General features: G+C 57.6%; 17 protein-coding genes. 14 read left to right on the top strand and 3 right to left on the bottom strand.

What is annotated here, in order from left to right:
* The first annotated feature begins 84 nt into the window (after nucleotides 1-84).
* Entirely contained in the window at nucleotides 85-2,700 is a 2,616-nt protein-coding gene (gene metH / locus AACZ86_RS08215; protein ID WP_339691259.1) for a methionine synthase, read from the top strand.
* Between the two features lie 132 nt (nucleotides 2,701-2,832).
* A complete protein-coding gene (locus tag AACZ86_RS08210; protein WP_339691256.1) occupies nucleotides 2,833-3,777 on the top strand; it encodes a right-handed parallel beta-helix repeat-containing protein in 945 nt (314 codons plus the stop codon).
* A 19-nt stretch (nucleotides 3,778-3,796) separates the two neighbouring features.
* On the opposite strand, the gene AACZ86_RS08205 is transcribed toward AACZ86_RS08210, so the two are convergent.
* A complete protein-coding gene (locus AACZ86_RS08205) occupies nucleotides 3,797-5,470 on the bottom strand; it encodes an alkaline phosphatase family protein (RefSeq protein ID WP_339691253.1) in 1,674 nt (557 codons plus the stop codon).
* A gap of 85 nt (nucleotides 5,471-5,555) precedes the next feature.
* On the opposite strand from AACZ86_RS08205, the gene AACZ86_RS08200 reads away from it, so the two are divergent.
* Together AACZ86_RS08200 and AACZ86_RS08195 are read left to right on the top strand one after the other, a co-directional pair.
* Nucleotides 5,556-7,643, top strand: a complete 2,088-nt coding sequence (locus AACZ86_RS08200) for a protein-disulfide reductase DsbD domain-containing protein (protein WP_339691251.1) — start codon at nucleotides 5,556-5,558, stop codon at nucleotides 7,641-7,643.
* Between the two features lie 41 nt (nucleotides 7,644-7,684).
* Nucleotides 7,685-8,299: a redoxin domain-containing protein gene (locus AACZ86_RS08195; RefSeq protein ID WP_339691250.1), complete on the top strand. Its 615-nt coding sequence runs from the start codon at nucleotides 7,685-7,687 to the stop codon at nucleotides 8,297-8,299.
* A 606-nt stretch (nucleotides 8,300-8,905) separates the two neighbouring features.
* Here the strand turns inward: AACZ86_RS08195 and AACZ86_RS08190 are convergent.
* Together AACZ86_RS08190 and uvrB are read right to left on the bottom strand one after the other, a co-directional pair.
* Complete coding sequence (locus AACZ86_RS08190; protein ID WP_339691248.1) at nucleotides 8,906-9,703, bottom strand: methyltransferase; 798 nt, start codon at nucleotides 9,701-9,703, stop codon at nucleotides 8,906-8,908.
* 114 nt (nucleotides 9,704-9,817) lie between these two features.
* On the bottom strand, nucleotides 9,818-11,995 hold the full coding sequence (gene uvrB, locus AACZ86_RS08185; RefSeq protein ID WP_339691246.1) for an excinuclease ABC subunit UvrB: 2,178 nt from the start codon (nucleotides 11,993-11,995) through the stop codon (nucleotides 9,818-9,820).
* Nucleotides 11,996-12,135: 140 nt separating this feature from the next.
* Between uvrB and AACZ86_RS08180 the strand changes: the two genes are divergently transcribed.
* The 10 genes from AACZ86_RS08180 (at nucleotide 12,136) to AACZ86_RS08135 (ending at nucleotide 18,444) form a co-directional block, all read left to right on the top strand.
* Complete coding sequence (locus AACZ86_RS08180) at nucleotides 12,136-12,678, top strand: DUF3617 domain-containing protein (protein WP_339691244.1); 543 nt, start codon at nucleotides 12,136-12,138, stop codon at nucleotides 12,676-12,678.
* A gap of 146 nt (nucleotides 12,679-12,824) precedes the next feature.
* On the top strand, nucleotides 12,825-13,217 hold the full coding sequence (locus AACZ86_RS08175) for a VOC family protein (RefSeq protein ID WP_339691242.1): 393 nt from the start codon (nucleotides 12,825-12,827) through the stop codon (nucleotides 13,215-13,217).
* Nucleotides 13,218-13,242: 25 nt separating this feature from the next.
* A complete protein-coding gene (locus AACZ86_RS08170; protein ID WP_339691240.1) occupies nucleotides 13,243-14,586 on the top strand; it encodes an amidohydrolase in 1,344 nt (447 codons plus the stop codon).
* 5 nt (nucleotides 14,587-14,591) lie between these two features.
* On the top strand, nucleotides 14,592-14,939 hold the full coding sequence (locus AACZ86_RS08165; protein WP_339691238.1) for a TraR/DksA C4-type zinc finger protein: 348 nt from the start codon (nucleotides 14,592-14,594) through the stop codon (nucleotides 14,937-14,939).
* An 81-nt stretch (nucleotides 14,940-15,020) separates the two neighbouring features.
* Nucleotides 15,021-15,359 carry a metalloregulator ArsR/SmtB family transcription factor gene (locus AACZ86_RS08160; RefSeq protein WP_339691237.1) on the top strand — a complete coding sequence of 113 codons (339 nt, stop codon included), beginning with the start codon at nucleotides 15,021-15,023 and terminating at the stop codon, nucleotides 15,357-15,359.
* Nucleotides 15,352-15,846 carry an SRPBCC family protein gene (locus AACZ86_RS08155; RefSeq protein WP_339691234.1) on the top strand — a complete coding sequence of 165 codons (495 nt, stop codon included), beginning with the start codon at nucleotides 15,352-15,354 and terminating at the stop codon, nucleotides 15,844-15,846. The genes AACZ86_RS08160 and AACZ86_RS08155 overlap by 8 nt, the downstream gene beginning before the upstream one ends.
* Nucleotides 15,847-15,996: 150 nt before the next feature.
* Nucleotides 15,997-16,473, top strand: a complete 477-nt coding sequence (locus AACZ86_RS08150; RefSeq protein ID WP_339691232.1) for a YbgC/FadM family acyl-CoA thioesterase — start codon at nucleotides 15,997-15,999, stop codon at nucleotides 16,471-16,473.
* Nucleotides 16,474-16,546: 73 nt separating this feature from the next.
* Nucleotides 16,547-17,185 (top strand): protein TolQ, encoded by a 639-nt coding sequence (gene tolQ / locus AACZ86_RS08145; RefSeq protein WP_339691464.1) that lies wholly within the window; start codon nucleotides 16,547-16,549, stop codon nucleotides 17,183-17,185.
* A gap of 2 nt (nucleotides 17,186-17,187) precedes the next feature.
* Nucleotides 17,188-17,640: a protein TolR gene (tolR, locus tag AACZ86_RS08140; RefSeq protein ID WP_339691230.1), complete on the top strand. Its 453-nt coding sequence runs from the start codon at nucleotides 17,188-17,190 to the stop codon at nucleotides 17,638-17,640.
* 39 nt (nucleotides 17,641-17,679) lie between these two features.
* Nucleotides 17,680-18,444 (top strand): hypothetical protein, encoded by a 765-nt coding sequence (locus tag AACZ86_RS08135; protein WP_339691227.1) that lies wholly within the window; start codon nucleotides 17,680-17,682, stop codon nucleotides 18,442-18,444.
* The last annotated feature ends 4 nt before the right edge of the window (nucleotides 18,445-18,448 follow it).

The raw sequence follows: 18,448 nt of genomic DNA, 5'->3' as shown, positions 1-18,448 counted from the left end.
GGTTCGTGGCGCTCCCGCCATGACTGGATAGACTATTAATCGCCCTTCGGCTTCGGTCGAGACCAACGGATGATATCACGAATTATGAACCAATCCTCTTCCACCAATTTCGTCAATATCGGCGAACGCACCAATGTCACCGGCTCCGCCCGCTTCAAGAAGCTCATCCTCAACGATGACTATGAAGCAGCGGTCGAGGTCGCTCGCCAGCAGGTCGAGAACGGCGCGCAGGTGATCGATATCAACATGGACGAAGGCCTGCTCGACGCGCATCATGCGATGACGACCTTTCTCAAGCTGATCTCTGCCGAACCCGATATCGCGCGCGTTCCCGTGATGATCGACAGCAGCAAATGGTCGGTGATCGAGGCCGGGCTGAAATGCGTGTCCGGCAAACCGATCGTCAATTCGATCTCGATGAAGGAAGGCGAGGAGGAATTTCTCAACCACGCCCGCAAATGCATGGCTTATGGTGCGGCAGTAGTGGTCATGGCCTTTGACGAGACCGGTCAGGCGGATACCAAAGAGCGCAAGATCGAAATTTGCGAGCGCGCCTACAAGCTGCTCACCGGCATCGGCTTCCCGCCGGAAGATATTATTTTCGATCCCAATGTTTTTGCCATCGCCACCGGCATTGATGAGCACCGCCGCTACGGGCTCGATTTTATCGAGGCGACCCGCGAGATCAGGAAGCGCTGCCCGCATGTCCATATTTCCGGCGGCCTTTCCAATCTGTCGTTCAGCTTCCGAGGCAATGAACCGGTGCGCAAGGCGATGCACAGCGTCTTTCTCTACCACGCAATTCCTGCCGGCATGGACATGGCGATCGTCAACGCCGGCCAGCTTGATATTTACGACGACATCGATCCGGAACTGCGCGAGCTTTGCGAAGATGTCATATTCGACCGGCGCGACGACGCGACCGACCGGCTGATCACGCTCGCGGAAAAATTCCGCGGCACCGATGAAGTGGCGGAAAAGGCGGCGGCGGAATGGCGCGGCTATGAAGTGCACAAGCGTCTGGAACATGCGCTGGTCAAGGGCATCGACGCCCATATCATCGAAGATACCGAGGAAATGCGTCTCGCCGTCAAAGCGCGCGAGGGTCGCCCGATCGAAGTGATCGAAGGACCGTTGATGGACGGCATGAATGTCGTCGGCGACCTGTTCGGGTCCGGCAAGATGTTCCTGCCGCAAGTGGTCAAATCCGCGCGCGTCATGAAAAAGGCCGTCGCCCACCTTTTCCCCTATATCGAAGCGGAAAAAGACGAGAATGCCAAAGGCAAGGGCAAGATCATCATGGCCACGGTCAAGGGCGATGTGCATGATATCGGCAAGAATATTGTCGGTGTTGTGTTGCAGTGTAACGGCTTTGAAGTCATCGATCTTGGCGTCATGGTGTCGTGGACCGATATATTGAAAGCCGCCAATGAAAATGACGCGGATATCATCGGCCTGTCGGGACTGATCACACCCTCGCTCGATGAAATGGTAACCGTTGCCGAAGAAATGGAACGGGCAAAAATGACCATGCCGCTGCTCATCGGCGGTGCGACCACATCCAAAACCCATACCGCGTTGCGTATCGAACCCGCCTATAGCGGCCCGACCATCTATGTGCTCGACGCCAGCCGCGCCGTCGGTGTCGCGTCACAGCTGGTCAGCGACACGCAGGCCGAACCCTTTATCGCAAAAACCCGGGAAGATTATGAGCAGGTCCGCATCGCGCGGGCGGGCAAGACCGGAAAGAAACTGGCGACGCTCGAAGAAGCGCGCGCCAATGCCGCTGTGGTCGACATGAGTCTCAAGGCTGCGGCCCCGGCCAAGCCGGGACTGCACGTCTATGAAGACTGGGACCTCGCAGAGCTGCGCGACTATATCGACTGGACTCCCTTTTTCAGGGCATGGGAACTGGCCGGCAATTATCCCGCAATCCTGACCGACAAGATTGTCGGCGAAAGCGCGAGTGACCTGTTCCGCGATGCGCAGGTGATGCTCGACCAGATTATCGAGGAAAAGTGGCTGACCGCTAAAGGCGTCGCTGGCCTGTGGCGGGCGCGGCGCGACGGCGATGACATATTGGTTTCACTGGACAATGAGGAATATAATCTGCCGATGCTGCGGCAGCAGGTCGTCAAACGCGGCGGCAAACCGAATAATTGTCTCGCCGATTTCATCGATACCAGCGACGACTGGATCGGCGGCTTTGCGGTTACCGCCGGCCATGGCATTGACGAACATGTCCAGCGGTTCGAGATGGACAAGGATGATTATAACAGCATCCTGCTAAAGGCTCTTGCCGACCGGTTTGCCGAAGCCTTCGCCGAACGCATGCACGAACATGTCCGCAAGTATCTGTGGGGCTATGCGGCGGATGAAAATTTGAACAACAAGGACCTGATCCGGGAAAAATATCAGGGCATCCGCCCTGCCCCGGGCTATCCCGCCTGTCCGGACCATAGTCTGAAACCGATCCTGTTCGAGATGCTGGATGCGACGGCGAACACCGGTATCGAGCTCACCAGCGGCTTCGCGATGACGCCGACGGCTGCGGTTTCGGGCTTCTATTTCGCCCATCCGCAAGCCGATTATTTCGGGGTCGCGCGGATCAGTGAAGACCAGGTTGAAGAATATGCCACAAGGCGCGGTGTGTCTGTCGAACAGGCGCAGCGATGGTTGCGGCCCAATCTGAACGAATAGTCCACCTCATTAACCGGTTAACCTCTGTCGCTCAGCCTGAATTCATTTGGGACGGCATAAGCATAGCTATTGTTTGCCGTTGCGGCAGACGATAATGAGACTGCCCTATTCTTCCGATTCAGGATGGCCGAAATGAACTTCAAGACCCCTTTGATTGCCGCCGCTATCTTCGCCACGCTTGCCGGAACCACTGCACAGGCGCAGCGCGTCGCTCCCTTTACGGTCATGGAAACCGGCCAGGCCTATCAAAGGCTGGCGGACGCGGTTGCTGCCATTGGCGGCAATAATGCGACCATCGTCATCGCACCCGGCTCCTATGGCGATTGTGCGGTGCAGACAGCGGGCCGGATCACCTACAAAGCTTCCGTCCCGGGTCAAACCATCCTCGATGGCGGTGTCTGCGAGGGCAAGGCATCGCTTGTCCTGCGCGGCAAAGCAGCAACTATTGACGGAATCATCTTCCAGAACCAGCGCGTTCCCGATGGCAACGGCGCCGGCATCCGGATCGAACGCGGCGACCTCTATGTTTACAACGCGATGTTCCGCAATGCCGAAGAAGGCATATTGAGCGCCGACGATCCGAGCGCCGAGATTGTCATCGACCGGTCCACCTTCCAGCGGCTCGGACGCTGCGATCGCGGCCTGTCCTGCGCGCACAGCATCTATATCGGCGATTTCGGTTCGCTGAAGGTGACCAACAGCCGGTTCGAGAAGGGCAATGGCGGACATTATGTCAAAAGCCGCGCCCCACGGGCGACGATCACCAACAATAGTTTTGACGATACACAGGGCCGCGCCACCAATTACATGATCGACCTGCCGGCCGGCGCGACCGGCGTGATCAGCGGTAATGTCTTTGTCCAGGGCCAGAACAAGGAAAACTATAGCGCCTTTATCGCCATCGCGGCCGAAGACAGGGACCATAGTTCAGCGGGACTGAATATTCATTCGAACAACGCGTCACTCGCCAAGGGTGTAAAACGGAACACCTGGTTCGTCGCCGACTGGAGCGGCGACGAATTGCGGATCGCTAACAACAGTCTCGGACAAGGCCTGACCCGCTACCAGCGGCGCTAGGGTCTCGCCGCCAACCGGTTCATTCGCAGCTGTTTGCAGGGCCGCCGTCGATATCCAGACATTGTCCGTCTGTTTGATCCGCAGTGATTTCCACGCCGATCAGCGCGCCCAGAGTCGGAGCGATATCGACGGTCATTACCGACAGAGGCTGTTCAAAATGCTGGATGCCCTCGCGCCAGAACAGGATCGGTACCCGGCGGTCATAATCCCAGGGACTGCCGTGGGTTGAAACATAGCCGCGCTGGGTCGTGGCAATCGGTGTGATCCCCTTTTTGAGCAGGACGATAAAATCGCCGGACCGGTCGGGGTTGAAAGACGCGCGCGCACGCTCGGCCAGCGTCCATCCTTCGGGCGATCCGCGCGGAATCTCGATCGACGCGATGTCGTCACGGTCCAGCACCATCTCGACCTGATCATGGGCCGCGATCAGCGCGATGGCGCTATCCTTGACCTGTTCCCGCTGCTCTTCTGACAACTCGAGACTGACATAATAGTCGCCAAATGGTCCGTCCGCGTAGAGCACGGGCTTGTCGCCCGGAATGTTCAGCCCCGCCGCAACCTTCTTGCCGATCGTCTTTGCATTGAGATCGGGGTCGATACGCTGGGCCGTCGGCACGCCCTGCTGGCTCATCCGTTCCGGCAGGTCCAGACCGCCATGATCGGCCGTCAGCATCACGACATAGTCAATCTCTTGCGCGTCCAATATGTCGAAAAAGTCGCCAAGTGACCGGTCCAGTTCACCCATCTGGATGCACATTTCGAGACCCTCGGTGCCAAAGGCATGGCCGATATAGTCGGTCGCGGACAGTCCCACGGATATCACGTCCGTCGCCTCGCCCTGCCCCAGTTTCATGTCATTAATCACCGCGGTTGCCGCCGCGATTATCGACCTGTCGAAATCAGGCGAGCCGCGGTATATACTGGCGGCGCCGTCGGGACGCTCGAAAGCATATTCGCCGACAGATTTGCCCTCTCCGTGCATGATCTTCGCGCTATGCGCGGAACAGCTGGCCGGTATCTCGAATGCCGGACGGGCCTTGTCAATTTTCGCGCCGATAACCTCGTTCAACCTCGCCACCGCAGGCATGATCTTGCGGCCCTTCAGGGTGGAAAATCCCTTGCCTTGCCACCAGTAAATCTCGTCAACATCGTGGCCGCCCATCATCAGGGCTGCCCGGTCCTTGCCCGCCACCGCGACATTGCGCGATTTTGGCGATATTTTCTTCAGCCGCTCGCCCAATGTGGGCACCAGAAGATGCCAGGCGGAAGCGACAAAATCACCCTGCGTTGCAGCCGTGATATCGCCAAAGCTGGTGCCCGCGATCCGTTCGTCTTCGGCGCAATAGACGGTCTTGTCTTCGCGTTCGATCGACTGGTCGATCCAGTTATTGGCGATGATCCCGGCGCGCCCGGAATGCACACCGGTCATGATCGTCGAATGGCCCGGGCAGGTTTCGGTTGCAGCATGGGACTGATAGCCGGACGGGAACACCACACCATTTGCCAGCCGTTTCAGGCCATCGGTAAAACTGCTGCGATATTCGGCGAACAGATCGGCGGAGAACTGGTCCACCGAAATGGCAACGACCAATTTCGGCTGGGCTGGCTCCGCGCTATTGTGATCTTCGGCATTTGCCGTTCCCGAAATTGTGATAAGCGCAGCCAGAGCTGTAACTATGGTCGGTTTTCGCACGAATTGTCCCCACTGAATGAAAGCGCCTATGGAAAGTGATCTAGCAATAGACTAGATGCGGATAAACAGGAAATAGTGAGTTTTTATGACATTTGATTTTCGCATTTTCTCGGTAATGCTGGCGTTGGTTGCGCTGGTCATTGCTCCGGCGGCCGAAGCGCAGAACCGGCTCGGCAATAGCGAATTGAATGTACCGGCCACGCTCATCGCCGAAACGCAACAGGTCAAAGCCGGGCAAAGCGTAACCCTGGCCTTTGTCATGGAACCCAAGCCAACCTGGCACGGCTATTGGGAAAATCCAGGCGATGCCGGCATCGGCATGAGCTTCAACTGGACCCTGCCCGCAGGCGTGATCGCCGGGAAACCGAAATTTCAGGTCCCCGATACGCTGCTGATCTCGGGCATCATGAACTATGTTTACAAGGGCGATTATGCGGTGCTGGTCGATCTCGTCCTGTCCGATGATGTCCGGCCCGGTCCCTTGCCGATTTCGGTAAAATCGGAATGGCTGTCCTGCACCGACGAGATTTGCGTACCCGAACAGGATGATCTGTCAATCACGCTGCAGGTCGCCGGCAAAGACGCTCCGCTTGTGCTCGACAAAAGATTCAACGGGTTCCGCGCGGCCCTGCCCCGGCCTCTGGGCAGCGAAGCGAGCTTTGCCGTCACCGACAATCTCTTCCGCCTGTCGGTTCCCCTGCCGGCCAGTGTCGAGATTGACAGTCCCTATTTCTTCATCCTTGAAGACGGCGTTGTCGACTATGCCGCACCACAGAAATTCACGCGCGACGGCGATCGCCTGATCCTCGAGACCGATGCGCGCGGCGACGGGTTTGACGCGATCAACGGCATTTTGAAAATCGGCGATCACACGGGTTTCCTGATATCCGCAGTCAAAGGCGATGTCGCCATGACCGGCCTGCCACTGGCAGGAGACGATCCGAAGAGCGAGAGCAATGGGTCACTGCTTTTTTTGGCGCTGGGCGGCGCATTATTGGGCGGCCTGCTGCTCAACCTGATGCCCTGCGTCTTTCCGATACTCAGCCTGAAAGCGATCAGTCTGGCCAAGGCTGGCGGCAGTGAAGCCGTCGTCCGCCGCGACGCTCTGGCTTATACCGCTGGCGTTGTGCTGGTCGCCACCGCCCTTGGCGCGGTTCTGCTCGGCCTGCGGGCCAGCGGAGCGGCCGTCGGCTGGGCGTTCCAGCTGCAGGATCCGCGGATCATCTTTGTCCTGCTCGCGCTGGTAACGGCCATCGGGCTTAATCTGGCCGGCCTGTTCGAACTGCCCAATGTCAATTTCGGCAACAAGCTGACCCGGAAAGACGGCGCAGCCGGTTCCTTCTGGACCGGTGCGCTCGCCGCCTTTGTAGCCACGCCCTGCACCGGCCCGTTCATGGCAGCCGCTCTCGGTGCGACAATCGTCCTGCCGCCGGTGGCTGCGCTGGTGATCTTTGCCGGTCTCGGCATCGGCCTGGCCCTGCCCTTTCTGCTTATCGCCTTTGTCCCGGCTATACGCAGCCGCCTGCCCAAGCCCGGGCCCTGGCTGGACAGCTTCCGCAAGATCATGGCCATCCCGATGTTCCTCACCAGCATCGGCCTGATCTGGTTGCTCGGCCGCCAGATTGGCACCGATGCGCTCGGTCTGTCGCTAATCTTCCTGCTCACGGTCAGCCTGATCCTGTGGTGGTTCGGCGGGGGACAGATGAAAGGTCTGTCCCGCGGCGCGCTGACCAGCGCGGCCATGGTCGCTGCAGTTCTGGGCGGTATCATCGCCCTCCCGGGGGACGAGGCGATGAACAGCCAGAAGCTTGCGCACTCGTCCGCCGCGACATTGCCCAGCGAACCGTTTAGCGAAGCGCGCCTTTCTGAACTGCGCGCGTCCGGCCAGCCGGTTTTTGCCTATTTCACCGCTGACTGGTGCATCACCTGCAAGGCCAATGAGGCCACCGCCATCCAGCGCACCGAAACCGCCGATGCATTCGAAGCCGCCAAAGTTGCCGTGTTGATGGGAGACTGGACACGGCCCGATCCCGTGATCAGCCGGTTTCTGGAGCAGCATGGCCGGGCCGGCGTGCCGCTCTATCTCTATTATGCGCCCGGCGAGGAACCCGTCATCCTCCCGCAGATTCTGACCGTAGCAACATTGGTGGATTTGGTCGATAAATCGGTATAAACTGCCCCCTTGCTTCCACCCCCGATGAACGGAGACAATTCATGAGGAACCCTGCATCCATAGCCGTGACGGCCATCGCCACCATCGCACTAGCCAGCCCTGTGGCGGCAGCGCAAAAAACCGGCGCCATCGCCCAGGATTTCAAACTCACTGATGTAAACGGTAAAACCGTTCAGCTGTCACAATTTCGCGGCAAGACCGTTGTGCTCGAATGGCATAATCCCGGCTGCCCTTTTGTCAGCAAACATTATGACAGCGGCAATATGCAGGCGACCCAGAAAGCGGCGCGGCAACAGGGCGCTGTCTGGTTGACGATCAACAGCGGCGCCAAGGGCAAACAGGGTCATATGACTGGTGCCGAAGCGAAAGCGCTTATTGCCAAGCAGAATATCCAGTCGACCAACTATCTGTTCGACACCAAAGGTCTGGTCGGCAAGGCCTATGACGCCAAGACGACGCCCCACATGTATATTATCGATGGCGCGGGCATATTGGTCTATCAAGGCGGGATCGATGACAAGCCGACCGCCAATCCGGCAGATATCAAATTGGCGCGCAATCATGTGCTGGCGGCTCTGTCCGAGATGAAATCCGGCGACAAGGTCAGCGTCGCCTATTCGCGGCCCTACGGCTGCTCGGTCAAATACGCTTCCTGAACCGTCTGCAAGTTGCAGGACCGGCACGCAAACTCTACGCGCGCGCCAGCCCTGCGCCCCAGGGTCTCCGGATATGATGACGGCGTACGAACCCCCGAAAGTCGCCATCGACAGGTCTCCGGACCCAATGCGAAAACAGTTGCAACTCGTCGCTCAACCGGAGGGTCGGGGACAGATTCGATACACAACCGGAATCTGTCCCCTCCTTTGTTCCGACAGCGTGCGACCCTATCTAAAGGCGCCGGCGGTCAAACTTCTCCGTCCCGCCCGCCGGTTATCACCGGCGGTGGAGGTAATTTTTCTAGCGTCTCGATGCTAGCCCCGCTCTATTCCGGTACTCAGGAACATGCTGCTTGGGCCACTTCTTGTCACTGTGGTCTGTATACTGGCCTTGTAGACAACCTGCTATGAACAAGGGTGTAAAGAGATGTATCTTAACGCAAGGTGCTGAATTAGCCCTATTTTATTATTAAGCGCCGTAGCCCGCAGGCGGCCTATATTCTTCCGGCTCTGGCGAGGGTTTCACGCCCCGTCAGGAAATGCATGATTTTACAGATAGTTGCGGCCGTTACCGATTCGCGCGCTGTTTGGGCGCTCGCGAAAGCCCTAGCCGGGCTTGCGAAACCGCATCACGAACCTGTCGGTTTTGCCACGAACCGCCGGATCGAAGACATTTTTTTCCAGATCGTCGTCGGGATTGGCGAACATCTCGTTTTCCCCGTCCAGCACGAAACCGGCCTTCAGGAAATCTGAGCGCGCGGTTGCCGGATCGATCCTGTGGGTCTTCTCTACCACTGCGCGGGTATCGCCCGCAGAGCCGACGTGATCAATCACAGCGACAACGCCGCCCGGTTTCATACCTGCATATAGATTTGCCAGTATCGCAGCCGGGTCCATTCTTTCCATTTTGAACTGTTCGCTTTCCCAGTAAAAATCATGGTAGATCAGGTGGAGCATGGCAAAGTCGATGCTGTCCGCTGCCGGTTTGTAATCCGGCAATTGCGAAGCCACCATCGTCACATTGGGTTGCCGGGCAGCGACGTCCGCCCATTTTTGCTTAGACTGGTCACTGGAAACAAATTGCGGCGGATTAACCGCCACAACCGTTCCGTCGGGCCCAACGGCACGCCCCAGAATTTCGCTATAATAGCCGCCGCCAGCAAAAATATCGAGAACGGCATCGCCGGTTTCGAGGCCCATGAAGGCAAGCACCTCTGCCGGACTGCGGCTCTCGTCGAGCGCGACATCCGCCTCATCCCGCCCCGGAGCGGTCACCGCGGAAGCAAAATCGGGTGCCGTTTCCGCTGCATCAGTCGTCGATTGGGGCGCCATTTCTCCCGCATCGACCGGAGCCGCAATCGCCAATACGGAAGTCGCCAATGTCAAAAATATCGAAGCACGCATGATTGTCTCTCCCCAGAATATTGGGAGCAACATGAACCGGCCGGCACTTGCGCACAAGCTATAGCCAGTCCGTTAGTCTACTTGAGAATGTCGTTTATCGAAACAGTAGCGCAACTACATCTTCCGCTGCGTCTTGCCATAACCCATTTTCCGCGTCCCCGGTCGTCCTTCGGTCGACCTGCCTTTCGGTTGCGCGACCTGCAAGTCGGCAGGCAGCCCAAGCTCTTCGGCTTCCAGCTTGCGGATCTCGTCACGCAGGCGGCCTGCGGTTTCGAATTCAAGATCAGCCGCTGCATCGCGCATCTGTTTCTCCAGACTTTCGATATGCGCACGCAGATTATGGCCGACGAGAGGTTTGCCGTCGTCCCGGACTGCACCGGTGACCATATCCTTGGCTGTGGCGTGGGCGACAATGTCACCGATATTTTTCTTGATCGATTGCGGGGTGATGCCGTGCTCGAGATTATATTCGACCTGCTTCTCGCGGCGGCGATCGGTCTCGCTGATCGCGCGTTCCATCGATCCGGTCATCCGGTCGGCATAGAGTATCACCCGCCCGTCGACATTACGCGCGGCACGGCCGATGGTCTGGATCAGCGATGTTTCGCTGCGCAGGAAGCCTTCCTTGTCGGCGTCGAGTATCGCGACCAGACCGCATTCCGGAATATCAAGACCTTCGCGCAGCAGGTTGATGCCGACCAGCACGTCATAGACGCCCAGTCGCAGATCCCGGATCAGCTCGATCCGTTCCAGCGTCTCGACATCGCTGTGCATATAGCGGACCTTGATCCCGGCCTCGTGCATGAACTCGGTGAGATCTTCCGCCATCCGCTTGGTCAGCGTGGTAATCAGGGTGCGATAGCCCTGCTCAGCCACCTTGCGACATTCGTTGATCACATCGTCGACCTGGTCCTCGACCGGCCTGATCTCGACCGGTGGATCGATCAGCCCGGTGGGACGAATAACCTGTTCACTGAACACGCCACCAGTCTGTTCCATCTCCCATTTGCCCGGCGTCGCCGACACGCTGACGGTCTGCGGCCGCATCGCGTCCCATTCGTTGAAACGCAGCGGCCGGTTGTCGATACAGCTGGGCAAGCGGAAGCCATATTCCGCCAGATTGATCTTGCGGCGGTGATCGCCCTTCGACATGGCGCCGATTTGCGGAACAGTCTGATGGCTTTCATCGACAAACAGCAGCGCATTGTCCGGCAGATATTCGAACAAAGTCGGTGGCGGCTCGCCCGGCAAGCGCCCGGTCAGGAAGCGCGAATAATTTTCGATACCGGCGCAGCTGCCGGTGGCGGCGATCATCTCGAGGTCGAAATTGGTTCTTTGCTCCAGCCGCTGATGCTCGATCAGTTTTCCCTCGGCTTCCAGCTCCTTCAGTCGCTCCGCAAGCTCGAACTTGATCGCTTCCATCGCCTGTTTCATCGTCGGACCCGGCGTGACATGGTGCGAATTGGCATAGACCCGCACCTTGTTGAGGGTCGCGCCCTTCTTGCCGGTCAGCGGGTCAAATTCGACAATCTCCTCAATCTCGTCGCCGAAGAAACTGATCCGCCAGGCCATGTCTTCGTAATGCGACGGAAATATCTCGAGATTATCGCCGCGCACGCGGAAATTGCCGCGAGCGAAGGCCATGTCATTGCGCTTGTACTGCAGCGCCACCAGCTTGCGGATGATATCCCGCTGGTCGACCGCCTGTTCCTTGGTAAGGTCAAAGATCATCGCCGAATAGGTCTCGACCGAGCCGATACCGTAAAGACAGGACACCGACGCGACGATGATCACATCGTCCCGTTCGAGCAGCGAACGCGTCGCGCTGTGCCGCATCCGGTCGATCGCCTCGTTTACCGAGCTTTCTTTCTCGATATAGGTGTCCGACCGCGCGACATAGGCCTCGGGCTGGTAATAGTCATAATAAGAGACAAAATATTCGACGGCATTGTCCGGAAAGAAATTCTTGAACTCGCCGTAAAGCTGCGCCGCCAATATCTTGTTGGGCGCCAGGATCAATGCCGGCCGCTGCAGCTCTTCAATCATCTTGGCCATCGTGAAGGTCTTGCCCGATCCGGTCACGCCGAGTAGCACCTGATCACGCTCCTCGTCGCGCATCCCGGCAACCAGTTCCTTGATCGCCGCCGGCTGGTCGCCGGCCGGCTCAAAATCGCTGACCAGCTTGAACGGTCTGCCGCCTTCCGATTTTTCGGGACGATTGGGCTTGTGCGGTACGAAATCTTCGCCGGTCTCCGGCTCTGCAAGGCTTCTTCTGATTACCAATTCTGTCATCGGCTTGATATGGAACAAAAAGGGTCCAATGTCATCCCTGTTATGGCCTTTTCCGGTCAGGACGATCAACGCAAATTTACATCTGCAATACTTCGGTTTATGTTAGGAACCGGGGGCGTTAACATTGAGGGAATATTCTTGTGAAAAAATTACTTGTTTCGGTGGCTGTACTCAGCCTGATAGGCGGCTGTTCCGACAAGGGCGCTGACCAGGACGGTGACGGCAAGATCACCGCTGACGAAGTCGCCAAGGAAATGAACAAAGTCACGCTTGAGCCCGGCGAATGGGAAAATAACGTAGAAATAGTCGATGTGAAAATCGACGGATTGCCCGACGGCATGCCCGCTGGCGCTCTGGACAGCATGAAGGGCAAGGTCACGACCTCGAAATCCTGCATCACCGAGGAACAAGCCAAAAACCCCGGTGCCCAGTTTTTTGCCGCGCAAGAAGAAACCAATTGCGAAGTCAAGAAATTCAACATGAGCGGCGGCGCGGTATCTTCGGAAATGGCCTGCAACAACATGGGTGGCGGCCCTGGCAATATGACCATGACCATGGATGGCCAATATGGACCGAGCAACTACGAGATGACGATGAATATGGTTGGCGGAGCAGCGGGTATGAAAATGAATATTTCTGCCAAGAGCAACGGCAAGCGGATCGGCAACTGCCCGGCCGGCTAGTCCCGACATTATCGAAATGAGCAAAATCAAGGCAGGAGCGTTTCGCTTCTGCCTTTTTTTTGCGTCATTGCATCTGCGCCTCCGGCTGATAGATTTTGTTTCGAGACCGAATCGATCACCCCCGATTGATGATCAGGAGAAGAACCATGATTGGATATGTAACGCTCGGCACCAATGATATCGACAAGGCCCGCGCTTATTATGACGCGCTGCTCGGCGAACTGGGCGCGAAACGCCTGATGGAACTCGAGGAGAACGGCTTCACGCTTTATGGCGTTGATATGACCACGCCATCGATTGCGCTTACCACGCCTTTTAACGGACAGGCGGCGCAGCCGGGCAACGGCAATATGATTGCGCTGCAGATGCAGGAGCGCGGACAGGTCGACAGCTTCTACAATAAGGGTCTCGAGCTTGGCGGTAGCGATGAAGGCAAGCCCGGCGTTCGGGGCGATGAAGGCCCGATGGCATTTTACGCCGCCTATTTTCGCGATCCGGAAGGCAACAAGCTTTGTGCATTTCGGATGGGTCCTGCATAAGGCAGAAAAACAAGGGGAGAGAAATATGAAACATCTTTTGGCTTTGGCGGCGACAACCGCCTTGATCTGGACCGCACCGGTGTTGGCACAGACCAGTTCGACATCACCCGATCTGGCAGCGGCTATCGCCGCAGATTATGACAAGGATCTGGAAGCCCTGTTTCTCGATTTTCATAAAAACCCCGAACTATCCTACAAGGAAACCCGCACCGCCGCGATTATCGCTAAGCAATGGCGCGCTGCAGGCTTCACCGTCACCGAAAAAGTCGGCGGCACCGGTGTCGTTGCGGTGATGAAAAACGGTACGGGCCCGACCCTGATGCTGCGCGCGGATATGGACGGCCTGCCGTTGGTCGAGGATAGCGGACTGGACTATATGTCGACCGCGAAACAGGTCAGCATCGATGGTGAGGAAAAGCCGGTCATGCACGCCTGCGGCCATGACGTGCATATCACTTCGCTCATCGGCACAGCGCGGCAAATGTCTGCGATGAAGGGCCAATGGTCCGGCACTTTGGTGCTGATCGCGCAGCCGGCCGAAGAGCGGATTGGCGGAGCCAAGCTGATGATGGACGACGGGCTATACACCCGTTTCCCCAAGCCCGATTTTGCCATGGCCTTTCACGTTTCTGCCGACACGCCGACCGGCAAGCTGGCGATCGGCGAAGGCATCGAAAGCAGCTCGTCCGACAGCGTCGATATCATTGTCCACGGCGTCGGGGCCCATGGCGCTTCTCCGCATCGCGGCAAGGATCCGATCGTGATGGGCGCGGAAATCATCATGGCGCTGCAGACCATCGTCAGCCGCGAAATCGCACCACTCAAGCCGGCGGTCATAACCGTCGGTTCGTTCCACAGCGGGTTCAAGCATAATATCATTTCCGACAAGGCGACCATGCAACTCACGGTCCGATCGGATGACGAGGACACGCGCGCAAAATTACTCGAAGGGATCAAGCGCATCGCGACCAATGTCGGCCGGATGAACGGCCTGCCCGAAGACAGGTTGCCCGAAGTTCTGGTGTCGCATGAATCGACTCCGGCCAATTATAACGATGCGGCGATGACCCAGCGAGTGAAGGGCGTATTCGCCGCTCGCTTCGGCGAGCAGGTGTTCGACAACCAACCTCGCGAAGGCATGGGCGCAGAGGATTTTGCCTATTTTGTTGCACCCAATACCGATGTCCCGGGCGTATATTTTGCCGTAGGCGGGACCCCGCAGGCCGATTTTGATCGCGAGAAAGCCGGCGGCGCACCGGTGCCTTCGCATCACTCGCCCTTTTTCAAAATTTCTCCGCGCGCATCCGTCACATTGGGAACCGAAGCGATGACGGCAGCGGCGCTGGACTATCTGACGCCGCAGAAATAATCATTGTGGCGGACGAACTGTCACCGGCGCAGATCGAGGCGCTGCAGGCAAGCCTGGTCGAGAAGCAAGCGGAGTTGAAGGCGCTTGATCTGGAAGCGGCAAGCTGGCGCAATACGGTGGAACTGGACCAGCAGAGCGTAGGCCGGCTCTCCCGCATGGACGCCATGCAGCAGCAGGAAATGGCCCAGGCCGAAGCAAGGCGGCGGACCAGCGATATCGCCCGGATCGAAATGGCTTTGAAACGCATCGAGCAGGGTGAATTTGGCTGGTGCGCCGAATGCGGAGAGCCGATCGCCTTTCGCCGTCTGGAGATCGATCCCGCAGCAGCCTTGTGCATTGATTGCGCGCGTTAGGTTCTACCCAAAACCATAAAATTGTGTCGGGTTCACATCGGAACGCTTGACATGCAACCAAATAGTTGCATATAAGAAGACATGTCCGATGTATTTTCCGCTCTCGCCGATGAAACCCGGCGCCTATTGCTGGACCGGCTGTTTAACGACGGCGGCCAAAGCCTTAGCGCGCTTTGCGCCAATCTGGATATGTCACGCCAGGCCGTCGCCAAACATCTCGGGATTCTGGAAAAAGCCAATCTCGTGTCCGTTCACTGGCAAGGGCGGGAAAAGCTGCACTATCTCAATCCCGTGCCGCTCGGCGATATCGTCCATCGCTGGGTCGGCAAGTTTGAAGATGCCCGCATCGAGGCGCTGATCGACTTCAAGGAACAGATTGAAAAGCCAGATCCAAAAACCCAGGAGAAACGCCGTGCCTGATACCAGGATTACCGCAATCGAAACCCGCAATTCTACCGGAGAGAAATGCGCTGCCGATTTTGTCTATACGATCTTCATCAAAGCTACCGCCGAACAGGTCTGGAACGGCCTGATCGAGCGCGAGCTGACCAAGTCCTATTGGGGCCATTATAATGAATCCGACTGGAAGCCGGGTTCGCGCTGGGAACATGTGCGCAGTGACGGCAGCGGCAAGATCGATATACGCGGTCGCATCATCGAAATGACCCCGCCGCATAAAATGGTCTGGAGCTGGGGTTCTGACGAGAACGCCGATCAACCCGAGAAATTGTCACGTGTGACCTATGAACTGGTCAATCTGGGGCCTGATACCAAGCTGACCGTCATCCATAGCGAACTCGAGCCGGAATCGGCGATGAATGTCGATATACGAAACGGCTGGCCGATGGTTCTCAGCAATCTGAAATCCTTTTTGGAAACCGGAAAGACGTTGGCCAAAAAGGCATGATCCAGCGGGCAATCATTTGACCAAGGGTGAGGGAATAAGGTTTCAGCCAGATATCAGCAGACAGCCAAAGGGACTCGAAATCACGCTCAGTCGCACTGACATTGCATATTCCCTCTTCCGCCCGTGAATCCAACCGCCTAAAGTCGTTCCATGAACGATCAATCCTTCATTCTGGACGACATCAAACCGCATGATGGTCGTTTCATCAGCGGGAAGCATTATTTCGCCTGCCGCGTCTATTTCGAGGACACCGACTTTTCCGGTATCGTCTATCACGCCAATTATCTCCGCTACATGGAACGGGCCCGCTCGGACATGCTCCGTCTGCTCGATATGGACCAAGGAGCGGCCTATGACAACGGCGAAGGCGTTTATGCGGTGGTTGATCTGACGATGAAATATCTGCTGCCGGCCAAGCTCAATGATGATCTTGTCGTGATCAGCACGGTCGAGAAATTGCGCGCCGCCAGCGTGATTATCGACCAGAAGATTTTCCGCGGACCAGACCAGATTACGTCAGCCTCCGTTCACGCAGCCTTCCTTACCCCTGCTGGACGTCCGAGGCGGCAACCGAAATCGTGGACAAAGGCATTCGCCAGCGTCATGGATCAAGCGAATATGAAATGAAGGATATCAAAACTTGCTAGACCAACTTTCCCTGGGAGCGACAACCGGTAATTTTTCGCCATTCCTGCTGTTCATGGAAGCCGATATTGTCGTCAAAACAGTGATGATCGGGTTGCTGCTGGCCAGCATCTGGACATGGACGATCATCGTCAGCTTTGGCATGAACATTGCGCAAATTGCTCGAAAATCGGACAAATTCGAACAGGCATTTTCCTCGACCGACAATATCGACAGGTTTTTTGATGCCCACGGCCAGTCCAGCCTGCCCAGTGCGAAAGTGCTGGCGGCCGGAGTCAGGGAATGGCGTCGTTCGACCGCCAAGGGCCCCGTTGACCGCGAGGGCACCCGCCAACGGCTGGCATCAGCAATGAACTCGACCATTGCCCAGGAAGTGGATCGCATCGCCGACCGGCTCAACTTCCTCGCAACGGTTGGCAGCGTCGCCCCTTTCGTCGGTCTCTTTGGTACCGTCTGGGGTATCATGCGCAGCTTCTCGGCGATTGCCGCAGAACAGAATAGCTCGCTCGCCGTGGTCGCCCCCGGCATAGCCGAAGCCCTGTTCGCGACAGCCATTGGTCTGTTTGCCGCTATTCCTGCCGTGATCGCCTATAACCGTTTTTCCCACCGGCTGAACAAGCTGGAGGCGCGGATGGGTCGCTTTGCCGACAGTTTCCACGCAACGCTCAGTCGCGAACTGGAGATCGGGAACTAGATATGGGCATGAACATGGGATCCGGGATAGGCAGGCGTGGCGGTGGCCGCGGACGTGCTCCGATGGCAGAAATAAACGTCACGCCTTTTGTCGACGTGATGCTGGTGCTATTGATCATTTTCATGGTGACGGCGCCATTGCTGGTGGCTGGCGTCCCTGTCGACCTGCCGGAAAGCCGCGCCAATGCGCTGGAACAGGAGCAGGAACCGGTACAGATTTCGATCGACAATGAAGGTCGTGTGTTTATCGAGGAAGAAGAACTCAGCCGCGGCGCTCTCGAGACACGATTGCGCGATATTGCCGCGGACCAGAATCCCGAAGATCCGCGGCAGATCATGCTGCGCGGCGACAAGACGCTGGATTATGGCCTGATCATGGGCGTGATGGGCGAACTGAACCGGGCTGGACTGAACCGGGTTTCGCTGGTCACTACAGGTTCATCTGAGACTCAATAATGGTCATCGGCTGATATGGAGAAAGCTGAAAAAATTGGCTTGGGAATAGCAGCCGCGGGTCATGTGGCGCTTTTTGGCGTGCTGTCATTGAGCATCCTCAGCACAACCAACGATGCTTTCCGCAACAAGCCGATCGAGGTGATGATCGCCGATGAGGTCGGCCTGGTAAGCGCCGCTCCCGATCCCGCAAAAGTCACCCCGGCGACCAGCGTAGCGCCCGAACTGGGTGCGCCCGAGGAAAGCAGTTTTGTCGCGCCGGAACCGCTACCCGAACCGCCGAAAGCTGAAGCGAAGCCAAAGCCGGCGGCGGCTCCTGCCCCGATATCCCGCGAACCCCGACGGCGACCGGACAAACCGGCCAGCAGCACCGCGAAAGCCGCGCCAAAGCCGACCCCCAAGCCGCGCGGGTCGCGACTGGGGGATGATTTCCTGAAAGGCGTCACCGACGCGACGTCCGTCAGCCGCAACCAGAATATCGCGGCAGAGAAGGCTTCGCCTGCTGCCGTCGCCTCATTGGAGCGCGAACTTTACCGGCTGGTCAAACAGAAATGGCGTCCACCCTCCGGCGCGGACGCAGAACTTTTGCGTACCAAGGTAACCGCACGGCTTGATAGCAATGGCCGGATCATCGGCACACCGACGGCGACAACCACCGGCATCACACCAAGCAACCGCTCTCAGGTCGACATCCATCAGGAACGCGCCATTGCCGCGGTGCAGCTCGCTGCGCCTTTCACGACATTCCCGGAAAAATTTTACGACGAATGGAAGGTTATCGAACCTGTCCTGTATCTTGGCGTCTAGGAGA

The organism is uncultured Parasphingorhabdus sp. (assembly GCF_963975735.1).
Classification (GTDB): Bacteria; Pseudomonadota; Alphaproteobacteria; order Sphingomonadales; family Sphingomonadaceae; genus Parasphingorhabdus.
This window is presented reverse-complemented; position numbering and strand designations above follow the sequence as displayed.